This window comes from Streptomyces sp. LZ34 (assembly GCF_053890475.1).
The window spans coordinates 11,590,553-11,604,156 of the sequence record NZ_CM132680.1; the positions used below are offsets into that span (position 1 = coordinate 11,590,553).

Here is a 13,604-nt window from a genome sequence, read left to right on the forward strand (position 1 = left end):
CGCCACGGTCACCAGCCCGACGCCGTGTAGACGACGGCCCGGGCGGACTCCTCGCCCCAGGCGAGCTCGCGCAGCAGCGCCAGCGCCCCTTCCTCGGGATCGATGAGCTCGACGCCACGCCTCGCGTATTCGCGCGCGAGCGCGGGGCTGACCATCCCGGCGTGTCCGCCGGCGGGCGCCCAGGGCCCCCAGTGGACCGTCAGCGCCCGGCGGCCGGTGCGGGCCGCCCACCGCGCGCCGAGGGTCTCCAGCGCGTCGTTGGCCGCCGCGTAGTCGGCCTGGCCTCGGTTGCCGAGGACGGCGGAGACGCTGCCGAAGAGCACCGCGAACAACGGCGCGCCGGGGCTGCCGCCCGGGCCTCCCGGCAGTTCCTCCAGCGCGTCCAGGAGCGTACGCGCGCCGCTCGCCTTCGTGTCGAACACCCGCTGGAAGGACTCGGCGGACTTCTCCTCGATCAGCCGGTCCTCGATCACCCCCGCCGCGTAGACGACGCCGTCCAGCCGGCCGTGGTCGGCATGGATCTCCTTGACGGCCTGGCGCACCGCGTCGGGATCGCGGAAGTCGACCGACCGGTAGCGAGCCCGGGCCCCGAGGTCGCTCAGCTCCCGCAGCGTGGCGGCCACTTCGCGGCGCGCCAGGATCAGGGCCGCCTCCCGCTGGATCTCGGCGGGCCTCAGACCGCCGCGCGCGGCGAGCGCCGCGCGCAGGGCGGCCTCGTCCGGGGCCCCGGCGGTGTCCGGGTCCTCGGGCCCGGCGGGCACGGGGGTGCGGCCCAGCAGTTCGATGCGGCAGCGGGCCGCCGCCGCGAGGACCGCCGCGCACCGCGAGGTGATCCCGCGCGCCCCGCCGACCAGCACCACCACCGACTCGCGGTCGAGCCCGATGGCCGCCGCCTCGGCCGCCCCGTCCCCGGCGGGCCCCGCGCCCGAGCTGCCGAGGACGCCCAAGCCGCTCTCCACGAGCTCCAGCCCGTGCCGTCCGTCGGCGGTGCGCAGCACGACGGGCGGGTGGTCGGGGGCGAGCAACTCCTCCAGCAGCGCGTCGGCGACGGCGGTGGCGGACGCGGCGGCGGGGAGGTCCACGACCGTGGCCGCCGTCCGCGGGTACTCCCTGGCGACGCTGCGGAACAGACCGTGCAGTCCGGCCGTTCCGACGTCGAGCGGGTCCGCGCGCCGCACGGCCAGCAGCCACCGCGGCCCGTGCGCCAGGGCCGCCCGCAGCACGGGAAACGCCGCGGGCAGTACGGCCGCGCCGGATGCGGCCGCCGGCTGGAGCAGGATCACCCCGTCAGGGGGTACCTCCCAGCGGTAGCCGGGGGACGGACCGTCGCCCTCGCCGAGAAGGTGCCCGCCCGCCAGGGCCACGGCCTCGGCGCCGCACCCCCGCAGCCGTTCCCCGACCGCCCCGGCCACGGTCTCGTCATCGCCCAGCAGTACGAACCGCCTGCCGGACAGGGCGGTCGAGAGTTCGCCGACCGCCCCGCCCCCGGCCAGCGGCACGGACCGCAACCGCATCCGCTTCGGCGCCACGCCCCTGACGGCGGGCGGGGGGAGTGGCCCGCGCACCGCGGCCTCGGGACCGGTGGCAACAGGGCCGCTCGGCAGTGGCACGCTCGCCGGGGACTCGATGACTCCCCCTGGTCCGGTGGCCGTGGGCGCGGTGGCGGTGGGGACGCTGTCGTCCCGTGGACCGGCGCCCCCGGGCCCGGCGAACGAGGCCGTCGCCTCAGCGACTCCGGCGGCCCGTGGCCCGGGCCCTACGGGCGCGCCGATCCCGTACGGCACGGCGTCGATGCCGCCGGTCGCCGCCGCATCGTTTGTCAGCCGGGGGGTGAGCCAGGCGGTGACCGCGGCGGTGGTACGGGCCTTCGTCAACTCCTCGAGCTCCTCGTCCGCGAGCGCCGCCGCGCCGCTGCCGCCCGTGCCGCCCACGCCCAGGCGGACCGCCAACTCGCCCGCGATCTCGGCCCGTTTGATCGAGTCGATGCTCAGATCCGCCTCGAGGTCGAGGTCCGGCTCGATCATGTCGACCGGGTACCCGGTGCGTTCGCTGATGATCTGCGCGACCATACGAGCCACCTCCGCCTCGGTGACCGCCGTCGGCTCCACGACTGCGGCCTCGGCAGGCCTCGGCACTGGCGTCGGCGTCGGCGTCGGCCCGCTCAGGGGCTGTGGCGGAAGCGCCCCGGCCGCCTCGACCGCTCCGGCCACCCCCGGGACCGCGGGCGCGACGGGAGCGGCGGGCGTGGCTCCCGGCGCCGCCCCGAGATGAGTGAGGAGCACATCGCGCTGGGCCGCCACCATCTCCCGGCTGGTTCTCAGGAACTCCAGGATCAGCGCGTCCCGGTCCGTCTGGCTCACTGTCGCCTCCACGACACGTCGGGCCGGCGCCAGCGCGCCGGGCAGGAGTTCCCCCGCGGCGGTACGGACCAGCTGCCCGTCCACCGTCCAGCCGGGCCGCTTCGGCGCCGTGGCGCGGCCGGCGTCCACGGCGTCGCGGCCGCGGAACATCCAGCCGGTACGCACCGGCAGCCCGGCGACGGCCAGTTGAGCCAGAGCGTCAAGTAAGCCGTACAGCCCGCGTGGACCGCCGCCGACGCTGTCGCCGACCACGCGCCGCGCGCCGCCGTGCCGCCCCTCGAAGGCGATGGCGCGGTGCGGACGGTCGCCGAGGATCTCCCCGACCAGCCGGGTGAGCACGGTGCCCGGCCCCGCCTCGACGAAGACCCTGGCCCCCGCCTCGTACATGGCCTCGATCTGCTCGACGAAGCGGACCGGCGCGCCGATCTGGGCCGCCAGTTCCGCGCGTATGGCGTCCGGCTCGCTGCCGTGCGGGGCGGCGGTGCGGTTCGCCCAGACCGGGTATTCGGCCGGACGTATCGGCTGCCGGGCGAGGGCCTCGGCGAACCGGTCGCCGGCCGTGGCCACCAGCGGGCTGTGGAAGGCGCAGGCCACCGGGAGCCGCTTCACCGGGTACCCGGCCTCCCGCAGCAGTCCGACCGCGGTGTCCACCTCCCGCCGCGGCCCCGAGACCGCGGTTTGGCGCGGCGCGTTGTGGTTGGCGGCCACCACCTGGCCGGCGAGGCCGCCGTGTCGCAGGACGCGCTCGACGTCCTCGCGGCTCGCGCTCACCGCCGCCATGGTGCCCGGCTCGGGGCCCGCGGCCTGCGCGGCGTCCAGGATCGCGGACGCCCGCTCGGCGCTCAGCTCCAGCAGCGCGGGCGGGTCGAGCGCGCCCGCCGCGCAGAGCGCGACCAGCTCGCCGTAGCTGTGCCCGGCGGCCATGTCGGGGCGGACCCCGGCCGCGGCGAGCAGCGTGTGCGCGGCCAGGCCGACGACGCCGAGCGCCGGCTGGGCCACCCGGGTGTCGGTGATCCTGGCCCGCTGCGCGGCCCGTTCCGGCTCGTCGAAGGCGGCCGGTGGGTGGAGGACGGGGGCGTGGGACCGGGCGAGCCGCGCATGGCCGTGGAGTTCGGGGAAGGCGACGAACAGGCCGGCGAACATGCCGGGCCGCTGGCTGCCCTGCCCCGGGAAGAGAAAGGCGACCTTGCCGGGCTCCTGCCCCGCGCCGTCGTCGGCGGATGGGTCACCACCGCCCTCCGCGACGGCGGGGCCGGCCGGGCCGCCACCGCCGCCCATACCGCCCCGGTCGCCATCGCCCTCCGGCCCGGCCGGGTCGGCCGACCCGGCCAGATGGATCCCCGCGGCCGGGTCGTGTTGCCCCGCCAGGACCCGGCGCAGCAGCGCCGCCAGTCCGGCGGGCCCGTCGGGGGCGGTGGCCACCACGGCCGCCCGGACCGGGCCCTGACCGGCTTCGGAGCGGGCAGCGGCGGCGAGGGCGAGGTCGCGCAGCCGCCAGGGTACGCCCGCGGCCTCGTTGGCCTCGGCGAGCGCCAGCGTCTCCTCGACGGCGCGGAGGGCCGCTGCCCGGTCGGTGCCGCGGAAGGTGAACAGCTCGGCGGGCCATGCGTCCAGGCCGTGGGCCGGGGGCGGGCCGGCGTCGTGGGCGGCCAGGACGACGTGGAAGTTGGTGCCTCCGAAGCCGAAGGCGCTGAGCCCGGCGATCCGCTCGGCGGGCGGGGCCACCCAGGGTCCGGCCTCGGTGTGGAAGGCGAAGGGGCTGCTCTTCGCATCCCAGGAGGCGTTGGGGCGGCGCAGGTGCGAGGTGGGCGGCTTGACGCCGGTGTACAGGGCCAGCGCGGTCTTGACCAGACCGGCCAGGCCCGCGGCGCATTTCGTATGCCCGATCTGCGACTTGACGGAGCCTAGCGCGCAACCGCCGGGCCTGGCCCCGGCGTCGGTGAACACCTCGGTGAGGATGGACAGCTCGGTGCGGTCGCCGACGACCGTACCGGTGCCGTGGGCCTCGACGAGCCCGACGTCAGCGGGGGAGATCCGGGCGTTGCGGTAGGCGCGCTCCAGGGCGGCCCGCTGGCCCTCGGGCCGGGGCGCGGTGAGCCCGAGCGACCGCCCGTCGCTGGAGCTGCCCACGCCCTTGATCACGCCGTATACGCGGTCGCCGTCGCGCTCGGCGTCCGCCAGCCGCTTGAGCACCACGCACGCGACTCCCTCGCCGAGCGCGATGCCGTCCGCCGAGGCGTCGAAGGTGCGCGAGCGGCCCGTTGGGGACAGCGCGTGCACGGAGGAGAAGAGCATGTAGTCGTTGATGCCGTTGTGCAGGTCGGCGCCCCCGCACAGCACGAGGTCGCTGTCGCCGGTGACCAGCTCCTTGCAGGCCACGTCGACGGCGGCGAGCGAGGAGGCGCAGGCCGCGTCCACCGTGTAGTTGGCACCGCCGAGGTCGAGCCGGTTGGCGATCCGCCCGGCGATGACATTGGCGAGCATGCCGGGGAAGGAGTCCTCGGTCAGCTCGGGCAGCTGCTCCGCCAGCCCTTCGGGCACCGTGCCGAAGTAGGACGGCAGTACGGCGCGCAGCGTCTGCGCGTTGGACAGATCGCTGCCCGCCTCGGCGCCGAAGACGACCGACGTACGGGAGCGGTCGAAGGCCCGGTCACCCGCACCGCCGGGGCCGCCCCGCTCGCCGGGCCCCGCCTCGTATCCGGCGTCCTCCAGGGCCCGCCGCGCCGCCTCCAGCGCCAGCAGCTGCACCGGCTCGATGCTGCCCAGGGACGCCGGCGGGATGCCGTAGCGCAGCGGGTCGAAGGGGACAGGGGGCAGGAAGCCGCCCCACTTGGAGGCGGCGGCGCCGGTGGAGGCCGTGGCGCCGTTCATGCCGGGGGAGTGGCCGGGGGAGTAGTGGACGGCGGGGTCCCAGCGCTCGACGGGCACTTCGGTGACGGCGTCGACGCCGCCGACCACATGGGCCCAGAACGTGGCGAGGTCGGGGGCGCGCGGGAACATGCACGCCATCCCGACCACGGCCACGTCCAGCGGCGCAGGAGCCTCCCGCTCCGCCCGCCCGGGCGACGCCATGCCCAGGCGCTCGCGCAGCGCGGCCGCGGCGCGGCGGAAGAAGTCCGCGGCGGCCGGGGCGACGGAGTGGTGCAGGGCGGCGACGGTGGTGGTGGCCGAGCGCAGCACGGCCACGTCGCCTGCCATGAACATGCCATCCTGGAGTTGGCGCTCCTCGCCGACCGCCACCAACTCGCCGTCCGGGCCGCGCTCGACACCCTTGCCCGCGATCCGCAGCCGGCCGACGTTGAGCCGCTCCAGCCGCTCCCACACCTGCCGCTCCGGGACCCCCTCCCCGCGCAGCCGCTCCTTGACGGCGCCGAACTCCTCGGTGAACGGGCTGGGGACGCAGCGGGTGGCGTGCCCCGGAGCGGTCTCCAGCAGCGCGGTGCGCCGCGCGGCCACCACCTGGCGCTGGAAGAGCGGCTGGACGGCGCCGTGGGCGACCGCCTCCTCGGTGAAGAGATACGCGGTGCCCATCAGCAGGCCGGCAAAGACACCGCGCCGGGTCAGTGGGGCGGCGAGGGCGGCGACCATCGCAGCGGACCGCTCGTCGTGGACACCGCCCGCGAAGAAGACCTCGATCGGGGCCGCGGCCCCATCCCCGCGCGCCTCGTCCAGGAAGTCCTCGATCACCGCGATCTGGGCCTCCCACAGCGGAAAGCTGTGGCGCGGGCCGACATGCCCGCCGCACTCGGAGCCCTCGAACACGAACCGACGGGCGCCGGACCGCAGGAACTGCCCCAGCAGCCCCGGCGAAGGGACATGCAGAAAGGTGGCGATCCCGGCCTTCTCCAGCGCCTCGGCCTGGGCGGGCCGCCCGCCCGCGATGATCGCGTGGCTGGGGCGGACCTCCCGTACGGCCTCGAGCTGGGCCGCTCTGATCTCCTCCGGCGCGAAGCCGAGCACCCCCACCCCCCACGGCCGCCCCGGCAGGGCGGCCGCCGCGTCCGCCAGCATGGCGCGCGCCTGCTCGCGCCCGGCGAGGGCGAGTGCGAAGAACGGCAGAGCGCCCTCGGCGGCGACCGCGGAGGCGAACCCGGCCCGGTCGCTGACCCGGGTCATCGGCCCCTGCGCCACCGGCAGCCGGGTGCCGAGCGCGACGCACATCGGCGAGCCCGGGCGCAGCGCGGAGGCGGCGCGGTCGTCCCGTACGGCATCCCGCACGGCCTCGGCCACGGCGCGTACGGTCCGGCCGACGTCGGCGTGGCGCTCGGCGAAGCGCGCCGCCAGAAAGCCGTCCTGGCCCACGGGCAGCGGCCGGGCGCGCGGATCGCGTACCCGCCGGCGCAGCACGCGATGGCCGTCGACCACGGCGGTCTCCGAGCCGTCCAGGGAACGGAGCGCGGCAGCCGTCTCCTCGGGCACCCCCGACTCGGCGAGCAGCGCCAGCTGGGTGTCCAGCACGACGCCCGCCGCCCCGCCGACGACCGCCGCCGCGGCCGTGTGGACGCCGATCCCGCCACAGGCCCACACGGGTACGGACACCTCCGGCTCGGCGAGCAACTGCTGGAGGAGTACGAACGTGCCGAGCGCCCCGACCCGGCCGCCGCTCTCGCCACCCCGGGCGATCAGGCCGTGCGCCCCTGCCCGTACGGCATCGAGCGCTTCGTCCAGGTCGGTGACCTCGGCGAGGACGCGGTGGTGGCCCACGGCTTCGGCCACCGCCCAGGGGGAGTCCGCCGCGAGAACCACCGTGTCCGGACCCGCGCCAACGCCCCCGTCCCGGGGCCCCGCCCCGGCGCGGGCCGCCGCCAGGTCCGCGGGCGCCAGCCGGCAGCCGGGGCCGATCCGCACTCCGTACCGGCCGTCGGGGGCCCAGCCCCGGAGGCGCTCCAGCGCCTCCCGGGCCCGCCGGTCCCCGGCTCCCAGGTCCAGGACCCCGAGCCCTCCGGCGCGGCCGACCGCCGCGGCGAGCCTGGCGTCCGGTCGTCCGAAAGGAGTGATGCCGATGACGAGGTCGCCGAGCCGGTCAGCAGATCTCATGGCTTCTCCGAAAGAATCGGCAGAGCGGGGTAAAAGGGAGATCATTCCCGGCACGTGGACCGAAGGTACGGCTTCGGAATTCCGCCCGGGGCGACGCGAGGCATGAAATTAGACGACGGCTCTGATGGAACGTCAAGAGCGAAGCCTCCGCCGGGTCGGCGATCACGCCGAATCGGCCGGTCGCCGGGCGGGCGGCCCGGCCGCGGGGCGTCCAGAGGGGGGATATAGGGTGCCGGGGTGCGCTGGAAAGATGGATCCGGAACCAAGTGGCGGCTGCGACAGCAGAGGCTGGCATGGCCGCGGTGGGTCAAACCGGAAGTAGCGTTCGAGCACGCCCCGAGTGGTCTGGGCGATGACCCGATCTCCGCGATCATCGCCCTGCCCTTTCTTCTCGTCTTCGCGGTAATGCTGCCGTTCTGGCTGGTCGAACTCCTGCTGCGGCTGCTGCTCGCCCCGTTCGCGGCCGTGCTCCGACTGGCCGGTGCCATCCCTTACCGGCTCAAGCTCCACAAGGCCGGGCGGTTGACCGGGTCATATTCGGCGCACGGCCACGGCGAGCTGGCACGGCTGCGCCACGAGCTTCGCCAGACGGGGGTCTCGGCCGGCGGCGGTCGCTGATTCCCGGTCCGGGCGTGTCCCGCGCGGTGCGGGCATGTCCCGTTTGGTGCGGGTGTGCCGGGTGTGCCGGGTGTGCCGGGTGTGCCGGGCGAGGCGGGCGTTGCGAGCCCGGCGGCCGTGTCCCGCCGCTCCCGGACGGATGTCGCTGATAAAATCCCAACTCCAATGTTGTGCAGCGGGATTGAGACAGCAGGATTGAGGTAGCAGGATCCGGCCGGGAGGGAATTCTGCCGGCTCAATTCCGGAAAGGGGAGTCAGGTGACCGGTCTCAACAAGGGCCCGAGCAAAGTCCAGGTGTCACTCAAGTGGGACCCCAGCTCGCTGGGGCAGCCGGCCCACGATCTCGACATCGTCGCGGCGACCTACACCGCGGCGGACCCGCACGGCGAACCGGCCTATCTCGTGCACTTCGACCGCCGGTCGCCCGACGGCACCATCACCCTCAACCGGGACAGCCAGACCGGCCAGGGCCTCGGCGCCGACGAGGTCATGACCTTGGAGCTGGACCGGCTGTCCCCCTCCTACACCCGGGTGGTCGTGGGCGTGGCCATCCAGCAGGGCAGCGGTCCGAAGACCTTCAGCGACGTGGCCAACTGCAGCTTCCGGATAGCCGACGGGATCACCGAACTGACGAGCAGCGGTTTCGTCGGGGCGCTGGGCGCCAAGGCCGCGACGATCGCCGAATTCATCCGGAACGACTCGGGGGAGTGGCAATTCCATGAGGGGATCCGCGGATTCGATGCCGACCCGGACGAATTCTCCTCGCTGATGGGCAGGGACTATTCCTGACCACTCCCCGGCCTCTTAGGGATCCTTTCAGAATGCTGGGTTCTTGCGGGCGAGGGTCATGCAGTGGGCGAGTTGGAGGAAGGCGTCTCGGGACGATGCCGCGCTCGCGCCGTTGGTGGCGGTACGCGTCGTGGTCGTAGCCGCGATCGGCATACAGCGTGCGGGGCTTGCGCCGGGGCCGGCCCTGCTTGCCCCGCACCGGAGGCAGGCCGTCGACCAGCGGCAGAAGCTGGGTGACATCGTTGCGGTGCCCGCCGGTCAGCGACACCCGCAGCGCGGTTCCGTGCCCGCCGGTCAGCGACACCCGCAGCGGGGTTCCGTGCGCGTCGGTCAGCACGTGGTGCTTCGAGCCCGGCCGTGCACGGTCAACCGGACTCGGACCGCCTTTTGGGCTGCTTCGCCCTCGCTTGGCCTGCACGTGCGAGGCATCCACGCCGGTGGCGATCTTGTGGCAGTCATGTTCCTGGGCCTGTGCAGGGTTTACATGAAGCGGGTCAGGTCTGTCTCGGTGTAACGGCAGCCGGCAATGGTCGCCTTTACGGTGCGGATCGTCTTCACGCCCTCATTGGCCTTCACGTACGCGTCGAAGCCGTCTTCACAGTTCAGATACAGCAGCCCGGCGGCCTCAAGCGCTTGCTGCTGTTGGGGGGTTTCAAAGTCGATCATGAAGCCTTCGCCGTACAGGAGGTAGCCGACGCTGTCAGCCTTCAGATGCAGCCGTTCGCGCTCCGTGTTGTCGATCAGGTCGATCTGGAGACTTGCAACGCTGCTGCCGTCTTCGTAGACGCATGTGTTGCCCTCTTTACTCGAAGGCATCGGGTGGTCATCTGGATGCATCTGAATGCACGGGCCGAAGACCTTCTTGATGATGGCGGCCACTTCTGCGGTGGTGTCGGCTTTGACGAGCTCCAACGGCCGCTCACTGCTCTCGGGGTCGGATACGCCTGTGCCGCCGGTGGCCTGCCCGGCCTCACCGCCACCGCCTGTGCCGTCGCCGCTTGCGCCACCACAAGCGGTCAGGGTGCCGAGCGTCAGGGCAGCTGCGGTAGCGGCGCGTGCTGCACGTTGGTTCATGGAGAGTCCTTCTTCCAGAGGGTGAGTTCGAAGTGCAGATCGGGGAGTGTGTCGCCGACATCGGTAGAACCGGTGAATTTCAGCCACGCGACGTTGTTCTCAGAGGTGATGACGCAGAACGTGTCGCCGCGGTGGAAGTCGGACGGGTCCTTGTCACCGGTTCCACGACGCTGCGCCTGCTCGATGCACTCGGCAGGGCTGGCGGGCGGTGTGCTGGGCCCGGTGCCGAAGTTCTTTCCTGCCAGCGACACTTCTTTGCTGTTGCAGAGGCTGTAGCCGATTTCGTTTCGGTTGCTGATGTCGTCGTGGACTTCCGGCACGTCGAGATCCACTACCGACTGCTGGCACGCTCCACCCGGGTAGGGAACGGTCAGCTGTTGACGGTCAACGGCCTTGACCAGCCCGGCGGGGTCCGGTGCGCCGGAGTCCTGCGGGTCGGGAGCGGTCGATCCGCCGCCGTCCTTGTCGTCCTCTTCGCCGAGGTCGAAGTCGAAGTCGGTGGATGAGGGCAGAGGGTGATCCGGGTCGGTGAAGCCGAGTTGGATCTCCCCGATGGGGAACTTGATCGGGACGAACTTGAACTCCGCTTTGGGGTCCGGAATTTTGTCGAGGATCTTCACGTCCGGAAGGTCCAGAGTGAGGCCCATCGTGTGGTCGATGACGCCTTCCACCTCCACCTTTTCGCGGTCGGTCTCATACTTGACACCTCGCGGGTACCAAATCTCGTATTCGAGGCTGAGGTCGGTCTTTTCGGTGCCGCCTCCGATCGACGCCTCGATGATGGTGGCCATCCCCATCCGTACCGCTCCGGAGACCTTTGTGTCGTCCGGTGAGGAGAACCACTTGTCGTCCACATGGATGTCCGGGCCTGCGGCCAGCGTCAGTGGTGGATGGGGCTTGCTTCCGGGGAACCTCCAGGAAGCCGCAGTGTCGATCCCGGCTGCGATGGTCACGCCGGTGGAGAACTCCTTGCTGGCTTCGATCTCCACGTCGCCCTTGAACGTGAGCTTGCAGCCGGGAGCGAGCGGCCCGAGCCTGAGGACCTTCCCCGCGGCCTTGCACGCCTTGTTCAAGCCCTTGTCGACACGGAAGGGGTCTTTCATCTCGAACGTCTCATGGGAGCACGACAGGGCCGCCTTGGTGAGGAACTCCGCTTTCACCTTCCCGTGGACATCAGCGGTGGCACGGGCCGTCATCTTCTTCGGGGCTCTGACCTCCATGCTGATCGTGACGTCCCGGCCGAAGGGGTTAGGGATCGTCACCTTGCCGCCCAGCTGGTACCACTCGATGTCGACCTCACTGGTGAACTCCGTCTCGAAGTCGTCGAAGCTGGCACGCACTGCGGCACTTCCTCTTCCGCAGTCGCCCAGGCCCAACGTGACCTCCCTGGTCGGCTGCGGTTCTGGCAGGTCGACGAGCGAAGCGCGGGAGATCCCCTGTCCTGTCGGCTTCGGCTTCGGGTTGTTGATCCGGAGGACCATCTTCGGCATCACCGAACTCATCAGAACGTGCACCACGTTGGCCACCAGCCGGCCACCTGCCTTCTCGGTGGTGGCAGTGACGACAGCTGCGAACGGTGTCGGCTGCGCCTCAGTCGCCGCCGACACGAGGATCTGCCCGGGCTTGAGCTGGTCTGTGTAGGTGTTGGGGGCCAGAGTCACCGACGTTTCGGTGACCTGCTCGATGGGGGAGTCGGCGCCAGCGGGTGCCACACGGGCGGCCTTGTGCAGGCTGACCCGGTACTCTGCGGTCGACCTCGTGTCCGTGCCCTGCGTTGCCGTGACGACCACGCTGTCCGTGGCGCCCATGTACCGGTATTCGCCGTGGACGACCGCCCCTATCGTGATCAGATAGTTTCCGGGGGCGACCCTGCGAGTGTCAGATCCAGACAGAGAGTAGTCGTGTGCTTCGCCTGTCCCGTTCACCTTGACATCGGCCTGGACGCCTTTCGGTAGCCCAGACACATCGACAGTCAGCGTTGTTGCCTGTTCGTCTCCCGCGCCGTCGCGGCCGGTGAAGTACAGCAAGCCGGCGACCGCGGCCAGGCCAATCACGACGATGGCGGCAATCCAGCGGCCCCTCATGTGAGCTGCTTGTAAGAGATCTTGATCGTGGGTGTGTTGCCTGGCCCGCGCGGAGCGCGGGCCTCATCGAAGCGCACGTAGAACAACATGTCCTTGCCCGTGTCGCCCTTCTTCTCCAGTTTCAAGCAGAGTTCCTCGCCCACAAGCTCTTCGACCGCTTCTGTTCGGAACTCCATGAGCTCGCCGCCGTCGAAGTCGCGGTCCTCGTCCAGCTCGGTGTCGCACTGCTCCCAGGTGGGGATCTCACCGTGAACGAACTCCGTTGTGTTCTGCCCGGTGTATAGCGTGCTCTCGACGTCGCACACGTCGTAGGCGCCAGTGGTAGTTGGGTAACGCATACGGCCCTTCCCTTGCCGGTGACTGCCCATCGACCGGTCCGGCGCGTGGAGCCGGAGGATGCCGCAGGGCAGATAGAGCGGCCCCGTCACTCTCTTCACGGTCAGAGGTCGTCCACCAGAGCGGGAAGGGGCGGTCACGGAGCATAGAGACATGCCTTGGCGGCGAAGCGGCTCAACTTTCGCTGTGCCCGAAAACACCAGCTCACAGCGGTTGCTTAGCGGGGCAGTTCGAGGCCAAGAACTATTTGACCCTCCACCGTCAGCGTGTGCGTCTTGCGCCCGCCGCCCCACACGCTGCCCACCAGGCCGGCATCGCGCAGGACCTTGATGTGGCCGCTGGCCGCGGACTCAGAGACGCCGAGACGGGCGGCCAGGTGGCCCGTGGTCGACGGACAACGCAGCGCGTCCAGGACCTTCGCCCGACTGCCACCGAGAAGGTGCTTGAGCGCCTCAGCGTGCGCGCCTACCGTCGCTTCGGTCAGCATGCGGTGGGCGACGGGATAGACGACGACCGGCGGTAGGTGCTGGTCGACGATGGCGACCGGCGCCCCGTAGCAGAAGTAGGAGGGGGCAAAACGAACGCCGCCGCCCTTGAGGTGTATGTCGAAATCCATCGGATATGGCGCGGACAGGATGGGCGGGGTCCAGGTGAAGGTACTCAGGGACGCCAAAAGACCGTCGATGCCATCGTTGAGGGCGTCCAGACGTAGCAGTCGGTCCCGGCCGACGGTGGCATCGATCATGGACCAGGCAGGAGTGATCAACTGGTCGTGGACGAGTCTGATCGCGGCAGCTACCTCATCCACCTGCTGCTGTTCACCGGCGGCAAGGCGGCGTGTCCAGACAGGCAGGTTTCGGGTTCGGGAGGCGTACTGCAACTCGCGGGCGAGACGCCTTCTGGAGGTGGAGCGCAGCATGTCGATCCCCGCCTCCAAGCCTTCAAGGGCTTCGACGGGGGTGAGGAAGTCGGGGAAGTAGGAGGCGTCCGATGGGGCGAGGTCGGCCAGCAGCTGCACCGCCTTGCGGATGGGCGGCCTGGTGACGTTCCTTCGTGTCCGGCCGCGCCAAGCGCGAAGTTGCAGCGGAACCTCACTCGCCGGGATCTCCAACACGTGCAGGGCCAGGATCGCTTCCCACATCGGATCGGGGGCGTTGGCGAACTGCACATGCCGGAAGTCTGTGTCGGTGAAGTGAATGCACAAAGTCCCGCTCATCGGCCACATTATTCAGGTGAACGGACCCGAAGGGCCAAGACAGTGAGACAGGATGCCGTGGTCCACGAGTGAGACATTTCGAGGACACGC

General features: G+C 71.5%; 7 protein-coding genes and 1 pseudogene. 2 read left to right on the forward strand and 6 right to left on the reverse strand.

The features are described 5' to 3' along the window. Positions 1-8: 8 nt before the first annotated feature. Positions 9-7,397: an SDR family NAD(P)-dependent oxidoreductase gene (locus ACWY4P_RS50055; protein WP_456207456.1), complete on the reverse strand. Its 7,389-nt coding sequence runs from the start codon at positions 7,395-7,397 to the stop codon at positions 9-11. Between the two features lie 237 nt (positions 7,398-7,634). Between ACWY4P_RS50055 and ACWY4P_RS50060 the strand changes: the two genes are divergently transcribed. Beyond that, complete coding sequence (locus ACWY4P_RS50060) at positions 7,635-8,015, forward strand: hypothetical protein (protein ID WP_456207457.1); 381 nt, start codon at positions 7,635-7,637, stop codon at positions 8,013-8,015. A gap of 258 nt (positions 8,016-8,273) precedes the next feature. Then, on the forward strand, positions 8,274-8,804 hold the full coding sequence (locus ACWY4P_RS50065; RefSeq protein ID WP_456207458.1) for a TerD family protein: 531 nt from the start codon (positions 8,274-8,276) through the stop codon (positions 8,802-8,804). Between the two features lie 27 nt (positions 8,805-8,831). Here ACWY4P_RS50065 and ACWY4P_RS50070 read toward each other — a convergent pair. The 5 genes and pseudogenes from ACWY4P_RS50070 to ACWY4P_RS50090 all read right to left on the reverse strand — a co-directional run. After that, a pseudogene (locus ACWY4P_RS50070) lies at positions 8,832-9,237 on the reverse strand (transposase); the annotation flags it as partial. A 47-nt stretch (positions 9,238-9,284) separates the two neighbouring features. Beyond that, positions 9,285-9,878, reverse strand: a complete 594-nt coding sequence (locus ACWY4P_RS50075; RefSeq protein ID WP_456207459.1) for a hypothetical protein — start codon at positions 9,876-9,878, stop codon at positions 9,285-9,287. Beyond that, positions 9,875-11,962, reverse strand: a complete 2,088-nt coding sequence (locus tag ACWY4P_RS50080; RefSeq protein WP_456207460.1) for a hypothetical protein — start codon at positions 11,960-11,962, stop codon at positions 9,875-9,877. The genes ACWY4P_RS50075 and ACWY4P_RS50080 overlap by 4 nt, the downstream gene beginning before the upstream one ends. Beyond that, the gene (locus ACWY4P_RS50085) at positions 11,959-12,399 is read right to left on the reverse strand and encodes a hypothetical protein (RefSeq protein ID WP_456207461.1); all 441 of its coding nucleotides are present in this window, start codon (positions 12,397-12,399) and stop codon (positions 11,959-11,961) included. The genes ACWY4P_RS50080 and ACWY4P_RS50085 overlap by 4 nt, the downstream gene beginning before the upstream one ends. A 116-nt stretch (positions 12,400-12,515) precedes the next feature. Beyond that, the gene (locus ACWY4P_RS50090; RefSeq protein WP_456207462.1) at positions 12,516-13,514 is read right to left on the reverse strand and encodes an ArsR/SmtB family transcription factor; all 999 of its coding nucleotides are present in this window, start codon (positions 13,512-13,514) and stop codon (positions 12,516-12,518) included. Positions 13,515-13,604: the final 90 nt, after the last annotated feature.

What these genes read in the sequence shown, in the direction of transcription:
- ACWY4P_RS50055 (WP_456207456.1), bottom strand. Translation starts at nt 7,397, where the DNA reads ATGAGATCTGCTGACCGGCTCGGCGACCTCGTCATCGGCATCACTCCT.
- ACWY4P_RS50075 (WP_456207459.1), bottom strand. Translation starts at nt 9,878, where the DNA reads ATGAACCAACGTGCAGCACGCGCCGCTACCGCAGCTGCCCTGACGCTC.
- ACWY4P_RS50080 (WP_456207460.1), bottom strand. Translation starts at nt 11,962, where the DNA reads ATGAGGGGCCGCTGGATTGCCGCCATCGTCGTGATTGGCCTGGCCGCG.
- ACWY4P_RS50090 (WP_456207462.1), bottom strand. Translation starts at nt 13,514, where the DNA reads ATGAGCGGGACTTTGTGCATTCACTTCACCGACACAGACTTCCGGCAT.